The sequence below is a fragment of the Halobacillus litoralis genome (assembly GCF_020524025.1).
Classification (GTDB): domain Bacteria; phylum Bacillota; class Bacilli; order Bacillales; family Halobacillaceae; genus Halobacillus; species Halobacillus litoralis_D.
This window is the reverse complement of record NZ_JAIVKN010000002.1, coordinates 277,782-292,283: the sequence shown is the minus strand read 5'-3', so window position 1 is coordinate 292,283 and position 14,502 is coordinate 277,782. Positions and strand designations below refer to the sequence as shown.

Sequence of the window (14,502 nt, the reverse complement as noted above, 5' to 3'; positions counted from 1 at the left end):
GAGGGAACTTATGTATTTTGAACATTCTTCAAAAGTAAAATCTCTTCAAGAAAAGTTGCAGAACTTCATGGAAGCGCACATTTATCCAAATGAATCGATTTATGAGGAGCAGTTAAATCGAATGAACCGCTTCTCGGATATTCCACCCATTATGGATGAGCTGAAGGAGAAAGCGAAAGAAGCGGGGCTTTGGAACTTATTTCTCCCGGACAGTGAGTACGGCGCAGGCTTAACAAATATGGAATATGCGCCTTTGTGCGAAATTATGGGGCGTTCGAACATTGCTCCTGAAGTTTTTAACTGTGCCGCTCCTGATACAGGTAACATGGAAGTGCTTGTCCGTTATGGAACAGAGGAGCAGAAGAAGCAGTGGCTGGAGCCGCTTTTACAAGGAGAGATCCGCTCCTGTTTTTCTATGACGGAACCGGATGTGGCGTCTTCGGATGCGACGAATATCCAAACGAGTATTACAAGAGTCGGAGACGAGTACGTCATTAATGGAACGAAGTGGTGGTCATCCGGGGCAGGAGATCCGCGCTGTAAAATCAGTATCGTAATGGGAAAGAATGACCCGGATGCCCCTAAACATGAGCAGCAGTCGATGATCCTTGTTCCCTTGGATACCAAAGGTGTGACCATCAAACGCATGCTTCCTGTTTTCGGTTATGACCACGCTCCTCATGGTCATGCAGAAATCGAATTTAAAGATGTCCGCGTTCCCGCTTCCAATCTTCTATGGGATGAGGGCAAAGGCTTTGCGATCGCTCAAGGGCGCCTGGGACCGGGCCGTATTCATCATTGTATGAGGACGATCGGCGCAGCAGAACGGGCCCTTGAAGACATGTGCGCGCGGGTCAATGACCGCGAGGCATTCGGAAGAAAGCTTGCTGATCAGGGAGTCATTCGTGAATGGATTGCTGATTCCAGAATTGAAATTGAACAGGCACGCCTGCTCACACTGAAAGCTGCTTATATGATGGATACTGTTGGTAATAAAGAAGCGAAATCCGAAATCGCCATGATTAAAGTCGTCGCTCCTAATATGGCACTTAAGGTGATAGACAGAGCGATCCAGGCTTTTGGAGCATCTGGTGTCAGTGAAGATCAAAGCTTGGCAGCGAAGTGGGCAAATATCCGCACCCTGCGTCTGGCAGACGGTCCTGACGAAGTCCACCGCAGAGCAATTGCCAAGTATGAACTGGCTAAATCCGCGGAAAGGAGCGAGGTCCATGCACGCTAAAGAATTGTTTGATTTAACGGGGCAGGTAGCGATCGTTACCGGAGGTGGAAGAGGACTCGGGAAGCAGATTGCCGAAGGATTTGCCGAATCAGGGGCTCATGTGGTTGTCTGCTCAAGGAAGATTGAGGCCTGTAAAGAAGTAAGCGAACAGTTAAAAGAGCTTGGAGTGGATTCCCTTGCCTTTGCCTGTGATGTGACCAATCCTGACAGTATGCAGAAGGTGGTCGATGAGACCGTTGATCATTTCGGACGGATTGATATTCTCGTCAATAACAGCGGTGCCACCTGGGGAGCACCTGTGGAAGAAATGCCGCTTGATGCTTGGCAGAAGGTCTTTAATGTAAACGTGACGGGTACGTTCCTCATGTCGCAGATGGTCGGGAAAGTGATGCTGGAACAAGGGTCCGGAAAAATCGTCAACATTTCTTCCGTGGCTGGTATGAAAGGGTCAGATCCAAAGTATATGGATACGATTGGCTACAATTCCAGCAAAGGGGCTGTCCTTACATTTACGAAAGACTTAGCGGTGAAGTGGGGACCAAGAGGTATTCAAGTCAATGCCATCGCTCCCGGCTTTTTCCCGACGAAAATGTCCAAGGTTTTAATGGATAAAGGGGAAGATGCTTTCCTGGAAGGGACGCCTTTACGTAAGTTCGGAGGCGAGGACGACCTGAAAGGGGCAGCCATTTTCCTTAGTTCACGAGCTTCCAATCACATCACAGGTGATGTCATCATTGTCGATGGCGGCACCCATGCGATGTAAGAATAAAAAAGGAGTGAAACGATGTCAGATAGAGATGCAGTGATCGTGTCAGCGGTACGTACAGCCATTGGAAAGCAAGCCGGTACATTAGCAACAGTTCCAGCCCATGTTATGGGGGCCGAAGTGATTAAGGAAGCGGTCAAACGTGCTGGTGTCGAGCCTGATCAGATTGAAGACGTCATTTTTGGAAATGTACTCAGCGGAGGAGGAAATGTCGCACGGTTATCAGCCTTGCAGTCCGGCCTTTCTATGAATCTACCAGGGCTTACTGTCGACAGGCAGTGTGGATCAGGCTTGAATGCCATTCACCTGGCAGCTCAAGCGATTCAAGCAGGAAATGGAGATATTTATGTAGCAGGTGGAACGGAGAGTATGAGCCGGGCACCCTATTTAATGGACCGGCCTGAACGACCGTATAGTCCTGCTCCTCCAAAGTTTAGAAAATCACAGCTGTCTCCTAAAGAGATCGGGGACCCTCCGATGGGAATCACAGCAGAAAATTTAGCTGAGAAATATCAGATTCCTAGAGAAGTACAGGATCAGTTTGCGCAGAGAAGTCAGGAAAGAATGGCACAGGCAATTGAAGAAGGGCGGTTTGAAGAGCAGATTGTCCCATTAAAGATTCCTGTTCGAAAAGGAGAGCCTATCGAATTTAAAGTCGATGAACACCCTCGTCCTTCTTCTACAATGGAAGGGATGGCTAAACTCCGCCCCGCTTTCCTTGAAGGTGGAACGGTGACAGCGGCAAACAGCTCTGGTTTAAATGATGCTGCCTCTGCTCTTACTCTTATGTCGCGGAGCAAAGCCCGTGAAATTGGGGTGGAACCATTAGCAAAAGTAGTCGCCTGCACGGTAGCGGGAGTGGATCCAAATATTATGGGCATTGGTCCTGTACCGGCAACCGAGAAGATCTTGAAACAGACAGGTTTATCTCTTGAGGATATGGATGTCATTGAAATCAACGAAGCCTTCGCAGCTCAGGTGCTTGCCTGTCAGGCGGAGTTGGAGATGGATATGGAAAAAGTCAACGTGAACGGAGGCGCCATTGCTCATGGACACCCGCTTGGAGCGACGGGTGCGATTCTTGCAACAAAAGCCATCTATGAACTAAAACGAAGCGAAGGACGATACGCGCTCGTTACGGCTTGTATTGGTGGAGGTCAGGGAATTTCCATGATCCTTGAACGCAGCTGACATTCGGTCTCTTTTATATAATTTAGGGATGTTATAATAAATTTTTATCCCTAAATGAGAGGACAATGTATCTATGAAGGAGAAAATAATTAACACAAGCATCCATTTATTTGATAAAAAGGGATTCACTGAGACGTCTTTACAGGAAATTGTAGAGGAACTTGGTGTGACCAAAGGCACATTCTATTATTATTTCAAAAATAAACAGGAACTTTTAACTGATATTCACCTTGAGTTTATTGAGTTTCTGCTGCGAAATCAAAATGCAATCCTGTCTGATGATACGAAAGATAGTGAAGAAAAGCTGCGCTCTATGATTTATATGGTGATCCACAGCATCAAAGATCGAAAGAAAAGCGCGAGAATCTTTTTCCGGGAAATGCGGAACATTGGATCTGACTACATGGAGCAGATAGTTCAGAAGAGAGATCAATTCCGGGTGAACTTGCAGACACTTGTGGAGGATGGCGTGGAAAAAGGCGAATTTGAAATGGACCTTGACGCTGATATGGTGACAAGAGGGATCCTTGGAATGACCAACTGGAGTTATTATTGGTTTGATCCGGATGGTGACGTGTCAGCGGAAAAGTTAACGTCGATTTACTTGAAAATCATTCTAAATGGGATACGTAAGCAGGAGTAATCTGTCGGGCCTTTACTTAAAAGGCTGTCCTTAACATACTGACTAGTAGGAATGGAGATGGTGACTTGATGCATGAGAGCACTGTGAGAGTCAGGTTTTGTGAGACGGATATGGCGGGACATGTAAACAATACGAGCTATTTTATCTATTTAGAAGAAGCGCGGGGGAAGTTCTTCCAAGAAGTATTTCCTCCCCATCTAAACACAGGGAGCCGCTTTATATTGGCTTCAACTACGTGTGATTTCGTCAGTCAGGCGTACTATGGTCAGTCATTAATCATTCGCTCCTGGATCTCGAAAGTAGGCACCAGCAGTTTCAACTTTTCTCACAGCATCCTTGTTGAGGATACGAAAGAAGAGGTGGCAAAGGCTTCTGCTGTCCTTGTTCAATTTGATTATGAGAAGCAGCAGAGTGCAGCCATTGACGGAGAACTCCGTGAACTATTAGAAGTTTATTTAGATGTGGAGAAGGTCAGAAGGGGTTGAAAATATGAAGAGATTTGATCATGCCATCGCTGTCGTAACTGGAGCGGGGAGCGGAATTGGAGAGCAGACCGCAAAAAAACTGGCAGGCGAAGGAGCAAAAGTGGTTCTCGTTGGAAGAACGGAGAGCAAGCTGAAAAAAGTTGCCGATCAGATTAATGAAGGACTTTCAGAGCCTGCAGCTGTCGTTTTCCAGGCGGATGTCACCCAGGAAGATCAGGTGGACAAGCTCGCGCGCTACTTAAGCGAAGAATACGGCGGTCTGCATGTACTCATTAACAATGCTGGTACGTCAGGTAAATCTTCCGTTCTTGATATGGAAGCAAGTGAGTGGGACCGCATACAGGATACCAATTTAAAAAGCGTTTTTCTTGTTTCCAAGTCACTCAGCCGCCTGATGATGGATGAGGGAAGAGAAGAAAACCGTGCAATCGTGAATGTTGCCTCCCTTTCCGGACATAAAGCAGGGGCGCAGATTCCTCATTACAGCTCGTCAAAAGCGGCGGTCATTAATTTCACGAAAGCATTAGCTTTGGAATTTTCTAAATCAGGTATCCGGGTGAATTCTGTCTCCCCAGGGTTTGCAGAAACACCTTTGACCGCAGAAGGTTTACAGAATAAACGCTTTGAACAGGCGATTCAGGAACATACGGCATTAGGTCGTGTGGGTAAGCCGGAAGAAGTGGCCAACGTCATCTGTTTTGCAGCTTCTAAAGAAGCCTCCTATATGACAGGGTCCGACTTACTGGTGGACGGCGGCTGGATGATTAAGTAAGCATGTTTGTTAAACCACAAAATGATAACGCTTACAAATAATTGAAAGCAAATATGAAAAGGAGTGGTTCTTTGCTAACCAAGCATTATGAGTTTTGGCCGAAGTTGACAAAGTCCTTAACGGTACCAGAGACCTCGATTTATGACAATTTAAGAGTATCTGCCACCCGCTATCCTGACCATGAAGCGATTTACTACTACGGAGCACGTATGACGTACCGTGAATTGTTGGAACAGGTGGACGCCCTTGCCGGCTACCTGCAATTGTACCTGGATGTGAAAAAAGGGGATAAAGTTCTCCTGCTGATGCAGAATTCCCCGCAGTTTGTCATTGGATATTATGCCATCTTAAGAGCCGGTGCTGTTGTTGTTCCCATTAATCCAATGTTAAAAACCAACGAACTGGAGTTTTACGTGAAAGACGGAGCTATTCGTCTGGGAATCATCGGACAGGAGCTGATGGATGTTGTCCAGCCTCTTGTAGAGTCGACGACATTAGAAAACTTAGTCGTAGCGGCTTATTCCGATTACAAAGGAAAAGATGAAGATCAGCTGCCTGCAGAAGTTGCTGCTGTCAGGAATATATACGAAGATGACGGGGTTCACTTATGGGCAGAAGCTCTGGCACTTAAAGCCCAGCCGACGGACGTAGATGTACATGCTGATGATTTGGCTGTGCTTCCTTATACTTCTGGAACGACAGGAATGCCAAAAGGATGTATGCATACCAATCGAACCGTTCAGGCAAACATTTTAGGATCCTTTTACTGGTCCAGGGCAACGATGGACTCAAGGTCTCTTGCCACCCTGCCTTTCTTTCATGTAACAGGTATGGTCCACAGCATGCATATGCCTCTGTTCAGCGGAAATAAAATGGTGATTATGACAAGGTGGAATCGTGAAACCGCCCGTCAGTTGATTCGTGACCAGCAGTGTACCCACTGGGTGACGATCAGTACGATGCTCGTTGACTTTTTGGCAAATCCAGAGGTGAAAGCCGAGGATTTAAGCTCTCTTACTGCTATCTCTGGAGGGGGAGCAGCGTTTCCGAAAGCACTGGGCGAAAAACTGTATAAGTTAACGGGTCTTGAGTTTGTCGAGGGGTATGGACTGTCGGAGACCATTGCTCAAACACACTTCAATCCGCCTGATCGTCCAAAAATGCAGTGTCTTGGTATCCCTTCCTTTGATGTAGATGCAAGAATCATTGACCCTGGAACCTTGGAGGAAGTCGGGACCGATGAGATCGGTGAAATTGTCGTAAACGGCCCTCAGGTAATGGTCGGCTACTACAACCGGGAGGACGAAAATGAGAGTTCGTTTCTTGACATTGACGGGAAATCCTTTTTCCGGACCGGTGATATCGGCCGCTACGATGAGGAAGGGTATTTCTTCATCGTCGATCGTCTAAAACGAATGATCAATGCATCCGGGTACAACGTATGGCCGACAGAAGTAGAATCGGCTTTATATGACCACCCTGCAGTCCAGCAGGCCTGTGTCGTCGGTGTTCCAGATCCGAGAAAAGGCGAGAACATTAAAGCTTTTGTCATCCTGAATGACAATTACGAGGGTAAGGTGACCGAAGAGGAAATCATGGAATGGTCGAAAGAACAGATGGCCGCTTATAAATACCCGCGGATGATCGAGTTTATTAAAGAATTCCCTATGACAAACAGCGGAAAAATCCTCTGGAGAAAGCTTCAGGAGGAAGAACGAAAAAAAGTAGACGTTGACCAGAAGTCATGAATACCTGTGCCTTGGATCACTTCCAAGGCACAGCTTCAAAATTGAGGTTAAAGGGGAAGTTCAATGGATATTTTAACGCAGCAGCTTTTCAATGGTTTAACGATTGGGAGTGTCTATAGTTTAGTTGCGCTCGGACTGACGCTGGTGTACGGCATCCTGCATATCCCTAACTTTGCCCATGGGGCTTTGTATATGCTGGGGGCTTATGTGACGCTTACGATGATGCTTTTATGGGGCATACACTATTGGATTGCGATGGCTGTTTCTGTTTTAGTTGTCGGGCTTCTCGGTGTACTTATGGACAGACTCGTTTTTCATCCGCTGAGGCATGCGCCGCCTATTCATGATAAGATTGCGGCCATTGGTATGCTGTTATTTTTAGAGGCTTTCGCACAGCTCATCTGGGGCGCTGACTATCGTACGATGGAAACTCCGTATGGACAAGTCATTGATATCTTTGGAATGACAGCCACCACCCAGCGGGTTCTTATTAACATTGGTGCAATTGCCGTTATGATTCTGTTGTATTTGTTCTTAAAGAAGACCTACACGGGCTCAACCATTATCGCAATGGCGCAGAACCGGGAAGGTGCTCAGCTTGTTGGAATTAATACAAACCGGGTAGCGATGTTAACCTTTATGATTTCAGGCGGGCTGGCAGCGATTGCGGCTTCCTTGTCTGCACCGATCAATCTTGTATTTCCTGGTATGGGCCACCTGGTCATTCTAAAAGCCTTCGTTATCATCATTCTTGGCGGTATGGGGAGTGTTCCCGGCGCTATTTTAGGCGGATACATTCTCGGGTTTACAGAAAGTCTTGGGGCCACGTATATCTCCAATGATTATAAAGACATAATTGCCTTTTTGCTGCTTGTCGTAATCTTATCAATCAAGCCAAAAGGATTGTTTTCAAGGGAGGGTTTTTAATTGGTCTCACTTCTTAAAAACAAGGGCTGGGTGATTGGATTTATCATCGCAGCAATTCTCTTCCCATTTGTTCTTTCAAACGATTACTTCCTCCATGTCCTTACTCTTGCTTTTATATGGATGATCGCTGTGTACGGCTTAAACTTATTAGCGGGTTATACAGGCTATCTTTCCCTTGCTCATGCCGGTTTTTTCGCCATTGGCGCGTATTCTTTAGGATTACTGAGCGTTAACACAGACATCAACTTCTGGCTTGCTCTTCTGCTTGCCTGTCTCATTACCAGTGCCATTGGTGCTGTTGTCGGGCTTGTCGCGTTAAGAACGCGGGAGCACTTTTTTGCCATTTACACGTTGTGTGTCGGTTACATCATCTATCTGGTAATTGATAAATGGGACAGCTTAACGGGCGGTGTCCGTGGGTTGATCGGCATTGAATCACCTTCTGCTATCGGTCCACTCACCTTTGAAACTCCACTATCTCAGTATTACCTGGTTTTATTTTTCCTGCTTTTCACTGTCCTTATTATGTATCGGATCGTTCATTCCTTAACCGGGCGTACATTTATCGCGATTCGCAACAGCGAAGATTTAGCGCAGACGATCGGAATCTCCACTATGAAAAACAAACTATTGGTTTTTGTCCTCTCGACCTTCTTTGCAAGCCTTGCTGGTGCGTTATATGCGTCTTTTATCCGCTTTATCGGACCGGACATCGGCTATATTACAATCATCTTTGACCTTCTTACTTATCTTATCGTCGGCGGCATCGGAACACTGGCAGGACCTATTGTCGGCACCTTCCTCATTGTAGCTGTTTCTCAGTCCCTTCAATTTTTACAAGATTATCGAATGCTCATTTTCGGTCCATTGCTGACTTTACTGGTTATTTTCTATCCGAGGGGAATCGTGGGTGCCTACCATGACTGGCGGATGAAAATGGCTGCAAGGAAAAGGAACCGCCCTCAAAAAGAACAGAGGTATTTCGAAGCTGAAACGGATGAATCAGAGAAGAAAATTAAGGAGGGATGAGTGTGCTCATTGAAACAAAACAGCTGACGAAGAAATTTGGTGGACTCGTGGCGGTCAACGAAGTGGATTTTACTATTGAAAAAGGGAAAATTAATGCGATTATCGGGCCAAACGGTGCCGGGAAATCCACATTTTTTAATCTGCTGAGTGGTTCACATCTGCCTACCTCAGGACAGGTCATCTACAAAGGGAAAGATGTAACAAAATTATCACCGAATAAAATGGCAGAACTCGGAGTGGCCCGTACGTTTCAGACGACCCACCTTTTTGAAGAATCTACGGTGCTGGATAACGTTATTGTCGGACACCGCCTGCGCACGAAGTCAAACTTGTGGGATGCCGTCCTCCGCACACCCCGGTTTAAGAGGGAGGAAAGAAAGTGCAGAGAGAAAGCCATGGAAGTCCTGGACTTCGTGGAACTCACCCACGTGATGGATCAGCAGGCCGGAAGCATTACTCAGGAAGAAAAGAAGCGGGTGGCTTTTGCGCTGGCCCTTGCGACGGACCCTGAAGTTGTCTTTCTTGATGAGCCCACAGCAGGCATTAACCCTGGAGAAACAGAGGGATTGGCAGAGCTGATGGAAAAAATGGTGCAAAGGAACATCACGGTCTGTCTCATCGAACACAAAATGAAAATGATTATGAAGCTTGCTGACAAAATTATGGTTTTAAATTATGGAGAGAAAATCGCTGAAGGAACATCGGATGAAATTATGAATAACCCTGCTGTCATTGAAGCGTATTTAGGAGGGGATGCGAGTGCTTGAGTTATCCAATGTCTCCGTAAAATACGGAGCGTTCGCTGCTATTGAAAACATTGATATTCATGTTGGAAAAGGAGAGCTTGTCGTCCTGCTGGGTTCCAATGGAGCAGGGAAAAGCACGACGTTTAATGCAATCAGCGGTCTTCAGAAACCGAGTGAAGGTACCATTGCTTTTGAAGGATCTCCCATCCACGGGGTGGTTCCAGATAAAATTGTTCAGGCAGGCATTGTTCAGTGTGCAGAAGACAGGAAGCTCTTTCCTCAGATGACGGTCAAGGAAAACTTAATTATGGGGGGTTATGTACACAGGAGAAAAAGAAAGCAGGTCCATCAATCATTAGAAGAAGTGTTTGAACTCTTCCCCATCCTCCACGATAAAAAGGACGATCCAGCGGGATCTTTAAGCGGGGGACAGCAGCAAATGCTCGCCATCGGAAGAGCGATAATGTCAAAACCGAAACTGGTGCTCCTTGATGAGCCGTCCATCGGTCTTGCGCCTCTGATTGTAGAGCAGATGTTTGATGTAATCCAAAAAATTAATAAAGATGGCACAACGGTTCTGCTGGCTGAGCAGAATGCCTATGCGGCGTTAAAAATTGCGGACCGGGGCTATGTGTACGAAAGCGGGTCTATTGTCGTCAAGGGAACGGCGGACGAACTGCTGTCGAATGATACGGTCAGAAAAGCTTATATTGGTGCTTGATGTCTCGTCTCTTTTTACAGGATTAAAAAAACACCAAACCATGGGAGGATATTCAATGAGAATTCTCAAGTTATCGGCATTATTATTGGTCATGGCTGCTCTGTTTGTAATGGCAGGTTGTATTGATAACAATTCAACGCAGACGTCAAGTGAAGGTGGAAGTGAAACACAATCAGAAGCTCCTGAAGTGGAAGAGGGCGAGGAAGTAGTCAATATTGGCTATAGTGGTCCCTTAAGCGGTCCGGCGGCTTATTATGGAGAGCGTACCTTAAATGGGCTTACTTTAGCTGTAGAGGAAATTAACAACAACGGCGGATTTGAAATTGACGGACAGACCTATAAGTACAACCTTGTTTCGCTGGATGACAAATACTTACCAAATGAAACAGCTGCGAATGCGAAACGACTGCTGCAGGAAAATGATACTCCGATTATCTTCTCTCCTCACAGCGGGGGGATTAAAGCGATGCAGGTGTTCAATGAGCAGGAGAATTTCCTGATTGGTGCCTATACGAGTGAACCGGCAGTAACAGAAGCCGGCAACAAATTAACCGTTCGTATTCCGCCAAGTTATGACGGGTACCTGGATCCATTTACCAACTACGCCATGGAAAACCACGGCAAGAAAATGGCAGCGCTGCCGACAGCTTCCCAGTACGGGAAAGACTGGACAGAAGCACTTGTTCCTTATTGGGAAGAACAAGGGGGAGAAGTTGTCTATAATTCTTCCATTGACTTCTCAAAAGACACAGATTTCTTCACGCTTGTAACCAATGCTCTGAAAGAAAATCCAGACGTCCTGTTCATCGGTGGTCCTTCAGAACCTACAGCAAAAGTAGCGAAGCAGGCGAGAGAACTCGGATTTGAAGGCGGGTTTATCGTTATGGACCAGGCAAAACTGGATGAGATGAAGAGCGTAACCGGATCCTTTGAACAGCTGAATGGATCCATCGGCGTCACGCCTCTTACGTATTCCGACTATCCGGGAACTGATGCCTTTATTGAAAAATACAATGAGAAATACGGGGAAGACCCTGGTTCTGAAGCTGGTTATCACTATGTAGCTATGAATGTGTTTATGGAAGCTATGAAAGCCGCTGGCAGCGTTGACGATCCTGAGGCTATCCGCGCTCATATGCAGGATGGGTTAGATGCTCTCCCAGAGGAAAAACAAGTGTATACCGTTGATGAAATCGGAGAAAATGGCGGGTTCTCAACAGCTCTTCGTCTTGCGGCGGTGGAGAATGGAGAGATCGTCACCATCGATGTAGAAGAGTAAATAAAAATTAGACAGAAAATTAGAACAATTGTATAATGGAAGAAGAACATTCACATCTAGAAAGATTATCTCTTTCATGACCCGTGAATGACGCCGGAATAAATCAAAATAAGTAACTGTAAATCTATCGACTCTCATCAGCTGTGAGATTCATTGACGTAGATCGAAGCCAGTTATATCAAGATTTTTTTGATATGGCTGGCTTTTGTTTTTTAGAGGAATTATTGATGAAGGGAAAAGCCTTGACTGTGAAATTCTTGGTAAAAAGACAGACGCAGGGTCGAACAGGTTTTGCCTGCTGAAAAAACAAGGAGGGCTGGATGATGAACTTTGAATTATCTCAAGAGCAGGAAATGGTCAGAAAAGTTGTCCGCAAGTTTGTAGATGAGGAGATTAACCCTTACATCCAGGAATGGGATGAACGGGGACATTTTGAACCGTCCGTAATGAAACGCTTAGCCGATCTTGATCTTATGGGGGTCTGTATTCCAGAGCAGTATGGTGGAAGCGGGATGGATTACAATACTCTTGCGATCGTATGTGAAGAGCTTGAGCGCGGGGATACGGCTTTTCGAACGGCTGTTTCTGTGCATACAGGATTAAACAGCCTGACACTTCTGCAGTGGGGAAATGAAGCACAAAAACAAAAGTATCTCATTCCTCAAGCTAAAGGGGAAAAGGTGGGAGCCTTCGGTCTGACAGAACCCGGGGCAGGATCAGACGTCGCTTCACTGAAGACCACAGCTGTAAAAGATGGCGATCACTATATTTTAAATGGACAAAAGACGTGGATCTCGCTTTGCGACCATGCCGATCATTTTCTTGTATTCGCTTACACGGATAAGGATACCAAACATAAAGGCATTTCGGCCTTCATTGTTGAGCGGACAATGCCTGGTTTTTCCTCTAGAGGCATTAAAGGTAAATTAGGAATCCGCGCAGGTAATACAGGAGAATTATTTTTTGATGATGTGAAAGTGCCGGAGGAAAACCTCCTTGGAAAAGAAGGGGAAGGATTTAAAATTGCCATGGCTGCGCTAGATAATGGACGCTTCACGGTAGCTGCAGGAGCCTGTGGTCAAATACTCGCCTGTTTAGAAGAAAGTGTCAGATACTGCCATGAGAGAGAAACGTTCGGAAAAGAGATTGGCAGACACCAGCTGGTCAAACAAATGATCGCCAATATGGAAGCCGGCTATCAAATGTCCCGTCTGCTCGTGTTCAAGGCTGGCGAGTTGAAAAATCAAGGAAAGAGGAATACAAGAGAGACCTCTCTTGCAAAGTGGCAGGCCTGTGATTTTGCTAATGAAGCTGCGAATGATGCTGTCCAAATTCACGGTGCCTACGGATATTCCAATGAGTACCCTGTAGAACGGTTCCTGCGAAATTCAAAAGCACCTGTCATCTATGAAGGAACAAGGGAGATTCATACGATTATGCAGGCCGATTATGTGCTCGGTTACCGCTCAGATAAGCCATTGTCCCAGATGCTGCCGGCCTGGCCATACTCAGATGTGAAGGAAGAAGTATAAGCGGTTCTTTTATGAAGAAAAAGACTCGATGGAAACCTATATTTATACTTGCGATGTGCGGCATATATCTCGTTTACTTCTTTCTCCCTGTGCTGCCTTTGTCTTATCTTTTATCTCTGTTGTGTCTGCTTGTTTATTTTATCAGTGTCAGGACAGTCACAGGAATAGCCAGATTCATAACGTTAACCTTGTTTAGTCTGGCATTACTCATTAATGCCATGACAAAAGAACAGCCGGCAGTCACAAGTCTTGAGGGCATTCAGCAGAACCTGCCGCTCTTAGCCTTAATCGTATTGGTACCTTTGCTTTCCATTCCTTTAAAAGCAGGAGGCTATTTTCAATCGATTGAATACTTCTTAAAAAAATGGGAAGACCAGCCGAGGCTCGCCTTTTTTGGTCTTTCCAGTTCTCTTGCTTTAATTAGTCCGATTTTAAATATGGGCTCTGTAAAGATCGTTCACGAAATGGTGGGAAAGCTTAACATCCATCCTGTGATTCTTGGGAAATCGTATTTAATCGGTTTTACCTCTTCCATGCTTTGGTCTCCCTATTTTGCATCTGTAGCTATTGTTTTATATGAGGTCGGTGGTGAATTCAGCCAGTATATCGCACTTGGATTAACAGCCGCTCTCATCCAACTTGGAATAGGAAATCTATTATTCAAGCGCTCCTCAAAAAAGTTAAAGATTATAAAGAAGCAGGAGATGGAGGATACAAAAGAAGACCCTGGTATCGAGAAAGTTCATAGAAAGAATGTATGGAAAATCTTCTCTATGCTCCTCGGTATGATTGGTATTCTTCTTGTCCTGGAGTCTATCACTCATATTTCCATGTTGACCCTTGTCAGTTTAATTGCTGTTTTTGTGCCGTTGGTCTGGGCGTTGAGCCTTAAACAATGGGAAAACCTGTGGCATGAGTTTAAAGAATATCTGAAAAAAATCGCACACATGGATCATGAGATTACCTTGTTTTTGAGTGCAGGCTTATTCGGTCTGGCCATTCGAAATACAGCATTCTCGGGACAAATTCAATCCTTCCTGTTATGGAATGCTGAGCAGTCCCTCCTATTCTTTGTCCTTGTCATCTTTGCGGTTGTCTTATTTTTCGCATGTATTGGAATTCATCAAATTGTCGTCATCCCGATATTAGCCAGTCAAGTGTCAACGATCAATATAGGCATGTCACCTGAATTTCTGGCGCTTATTTTTATTATGTCCTGGTCTATGACAGCTGTTTTGAGTCCGCTAAACGCCATCAATATTATTGTGAGTCATTGCCTGCAGCGGAATGGGCTGACCATTGGTTTCCGCTGGAACGGGACTTATATTATGAGCGTGTTGAGTGTATTAATCCTTGTACTAACCGTATACGGAATGTTTTAAAACAACCGTTGTTCAACATTCAGGGCTGTCTTCCCCTTCGT

Annotated in this window: 14 protein-coding genes; all 14 read left to right on the top strand. The window is 45.5% G+C overall.

From position 1 onward, the window contains the following. The first annotated feature begins 10 nt into the window (after window positions 1-10). Window positions 11-1,240, top strand: coding sequence for an acyl-CoA dehydrogenase (locus LC036_RS08165; protein WP_226580855.1), 1,230 nt, complete (start codon window positions 11-13; stop codon window positions 1,238-1,240). Beyond that, window positions 1,230-2,003, top strand: a complete 774-nt coding sequence (locus tag LC036_RS08160; protein WP_226580852.1) for an SDR family oxidoreductase — start codon at window positions 1,230-1,232, stop codon at window positions 2,001-2,003. The genes LC036_RS08165 and LC036_RS08160 overlap by 11 nt, the downstream gene beginning before the upstream one ends. A 21-nt stretch (window positions 2,004-2,024) precedes the next feature. Continuing rightward, a complete protein-coding gene (locus LC036_RS08155; RefSeq protein ID WP_226580849.1) occupies window positions 2,025-3,197 on the top strand; it encodes a thiolase family protein in 1,173 nt (390 codons plus the stop codon). A 73-nt stretch (window positions 3,198-3,270) separates the two neighbouring features. Further along, the gene (locus LC036_RS08150) at window positions 3,271-3,840 is read left to right on the top strand and encodes a TetR/AcrR family transcriptional regulator (RefSeq protein WP_226580846.1); all 570 of its coding nucleotides are present in this window, start codon (window positions 3,271-3,273) and stop codon (window positions 3,838-3,840) included. A gap of 83 nt (window positions 3,841-3,923) precedes the next feature. Further along, entirely contained in the window at window positions 3,924-4,325 is a 402-nt protein-coding gene (locus LC036_RS08145; protein ID WP_226580843.1) for an acyl-CoA thioesterase, read from the top strand. A 4-nt stretch (window positions 4,326-4,329) separates the two neighbouring features. Then, entirely contained in the window at window positions 4,330-5,097 is a 768-nt protein-coding gene (locus LC036_RS08140) for an SDR family NAD(P)-dependent oxidoreductase (RefSeq protein ID WP_226580840.1), read from the top strand. A 71-nt stretch (window positions 5,098-5,168) separates the two neighbouring features. Continuing rightward, on the top strand, window positions 5,169-6,845 hold the full coding sequence (locus LC036_RS08135; RefSeq protein WP_226580837.1) for a long-chain fatty acid--CoA ligase: 1,677 nt from the start codon (window positions 5,169-5,171) through the stop codon (window positions 6,843-6,845). 63 nt (window positions 6,846-6,908) lie between these two features. Continuing rightward, window positions 6,909-7,772 carry a branched-chain amino acid ABC transporter permease gene (locus LC036_RS08130; protein WP_226580834.1) on the top strand — a complete coding sequence of 288 codons (864 nt, stop codon included), beginning with the start codon at window positions 6,909-6,911 and terminating at the stop codon, window positions 7,770-7,772. Next, on the top strand, window positions 7,773-8,801 hold the full coding sequence (locus tag LC036_RS08125; protein ID WP_226580831.1) for a branched-chain amino acid ABC transporter permease: 1,029 nt from the start codon (window positions 7,773-7,775) through the stop codon (window positions 8,799-8,801). 2 nt (window positions 8,802-8,803) lie between these two features. Continuing rightward, entirely contained in the window at window positions 8,804-9,568 is a 765-nt protein-coding gene (locus LC036_RS08120; protein ID WP_226580828.1) for an ABC transporter ATP-binding protein, read from the top strand. Further along, the gene (locus tag LC036_RS08115) at window positions 9,561-10,268 is read left to right on the top strand and encodes an ABC transporter ATP-binding protein (protein ID WP_226580825.1); all 708 of its coding nucleotides are present in this window, start codon (window positions 9,561-9,563) and stop codon (window positions 10,266-10,268) included. The genes LC036_RS08120 and LC036_RS08115 overlap by 8 nt, the downstream gene beginning before the upstream one ends. A gap of 55 nt (window positions 10,269-10,323) precedes the next feature. Further along, window positions 10,324-11,547 (top strand): ABC transporter substrate-binding protein, encoded by a 1,224-nt coding sequence (locus LC036_RS08110; RefSeq protein ID WP_226580823.1) that lies wholly within the window; start codon window positions 10,324-10,326, stop codon window positions 11,545-11,547. Window positions 11,548-11,870: 323 nt separating this feature from the next. Then, window positions 11,871-13,079: an acyl-CoA dehydrogenase family protein gene (locus LC036_RS08105; RefSeq protein WP_226580819.1), complete on the top strand. Its 1,209-nt coding sequence runs from the start codon at window positions 11,871-11,873 to the stop codon at window positions 13,077-13,079. Window positions 13,080-13,090: 11 nt separating this feature from the next. Next, window positions 13,091-14,461, top strand: coding sequence for a hypothetical protein (locus tag LC036_RS08100; protein ID WP_226580816.1), 1,371 nt, complete (start codon window positions 13,091-13,093; stop codon window positions 14,459-14,461). Window positions 14,462-14,502 lie beyond the last annotated feature (41 nt).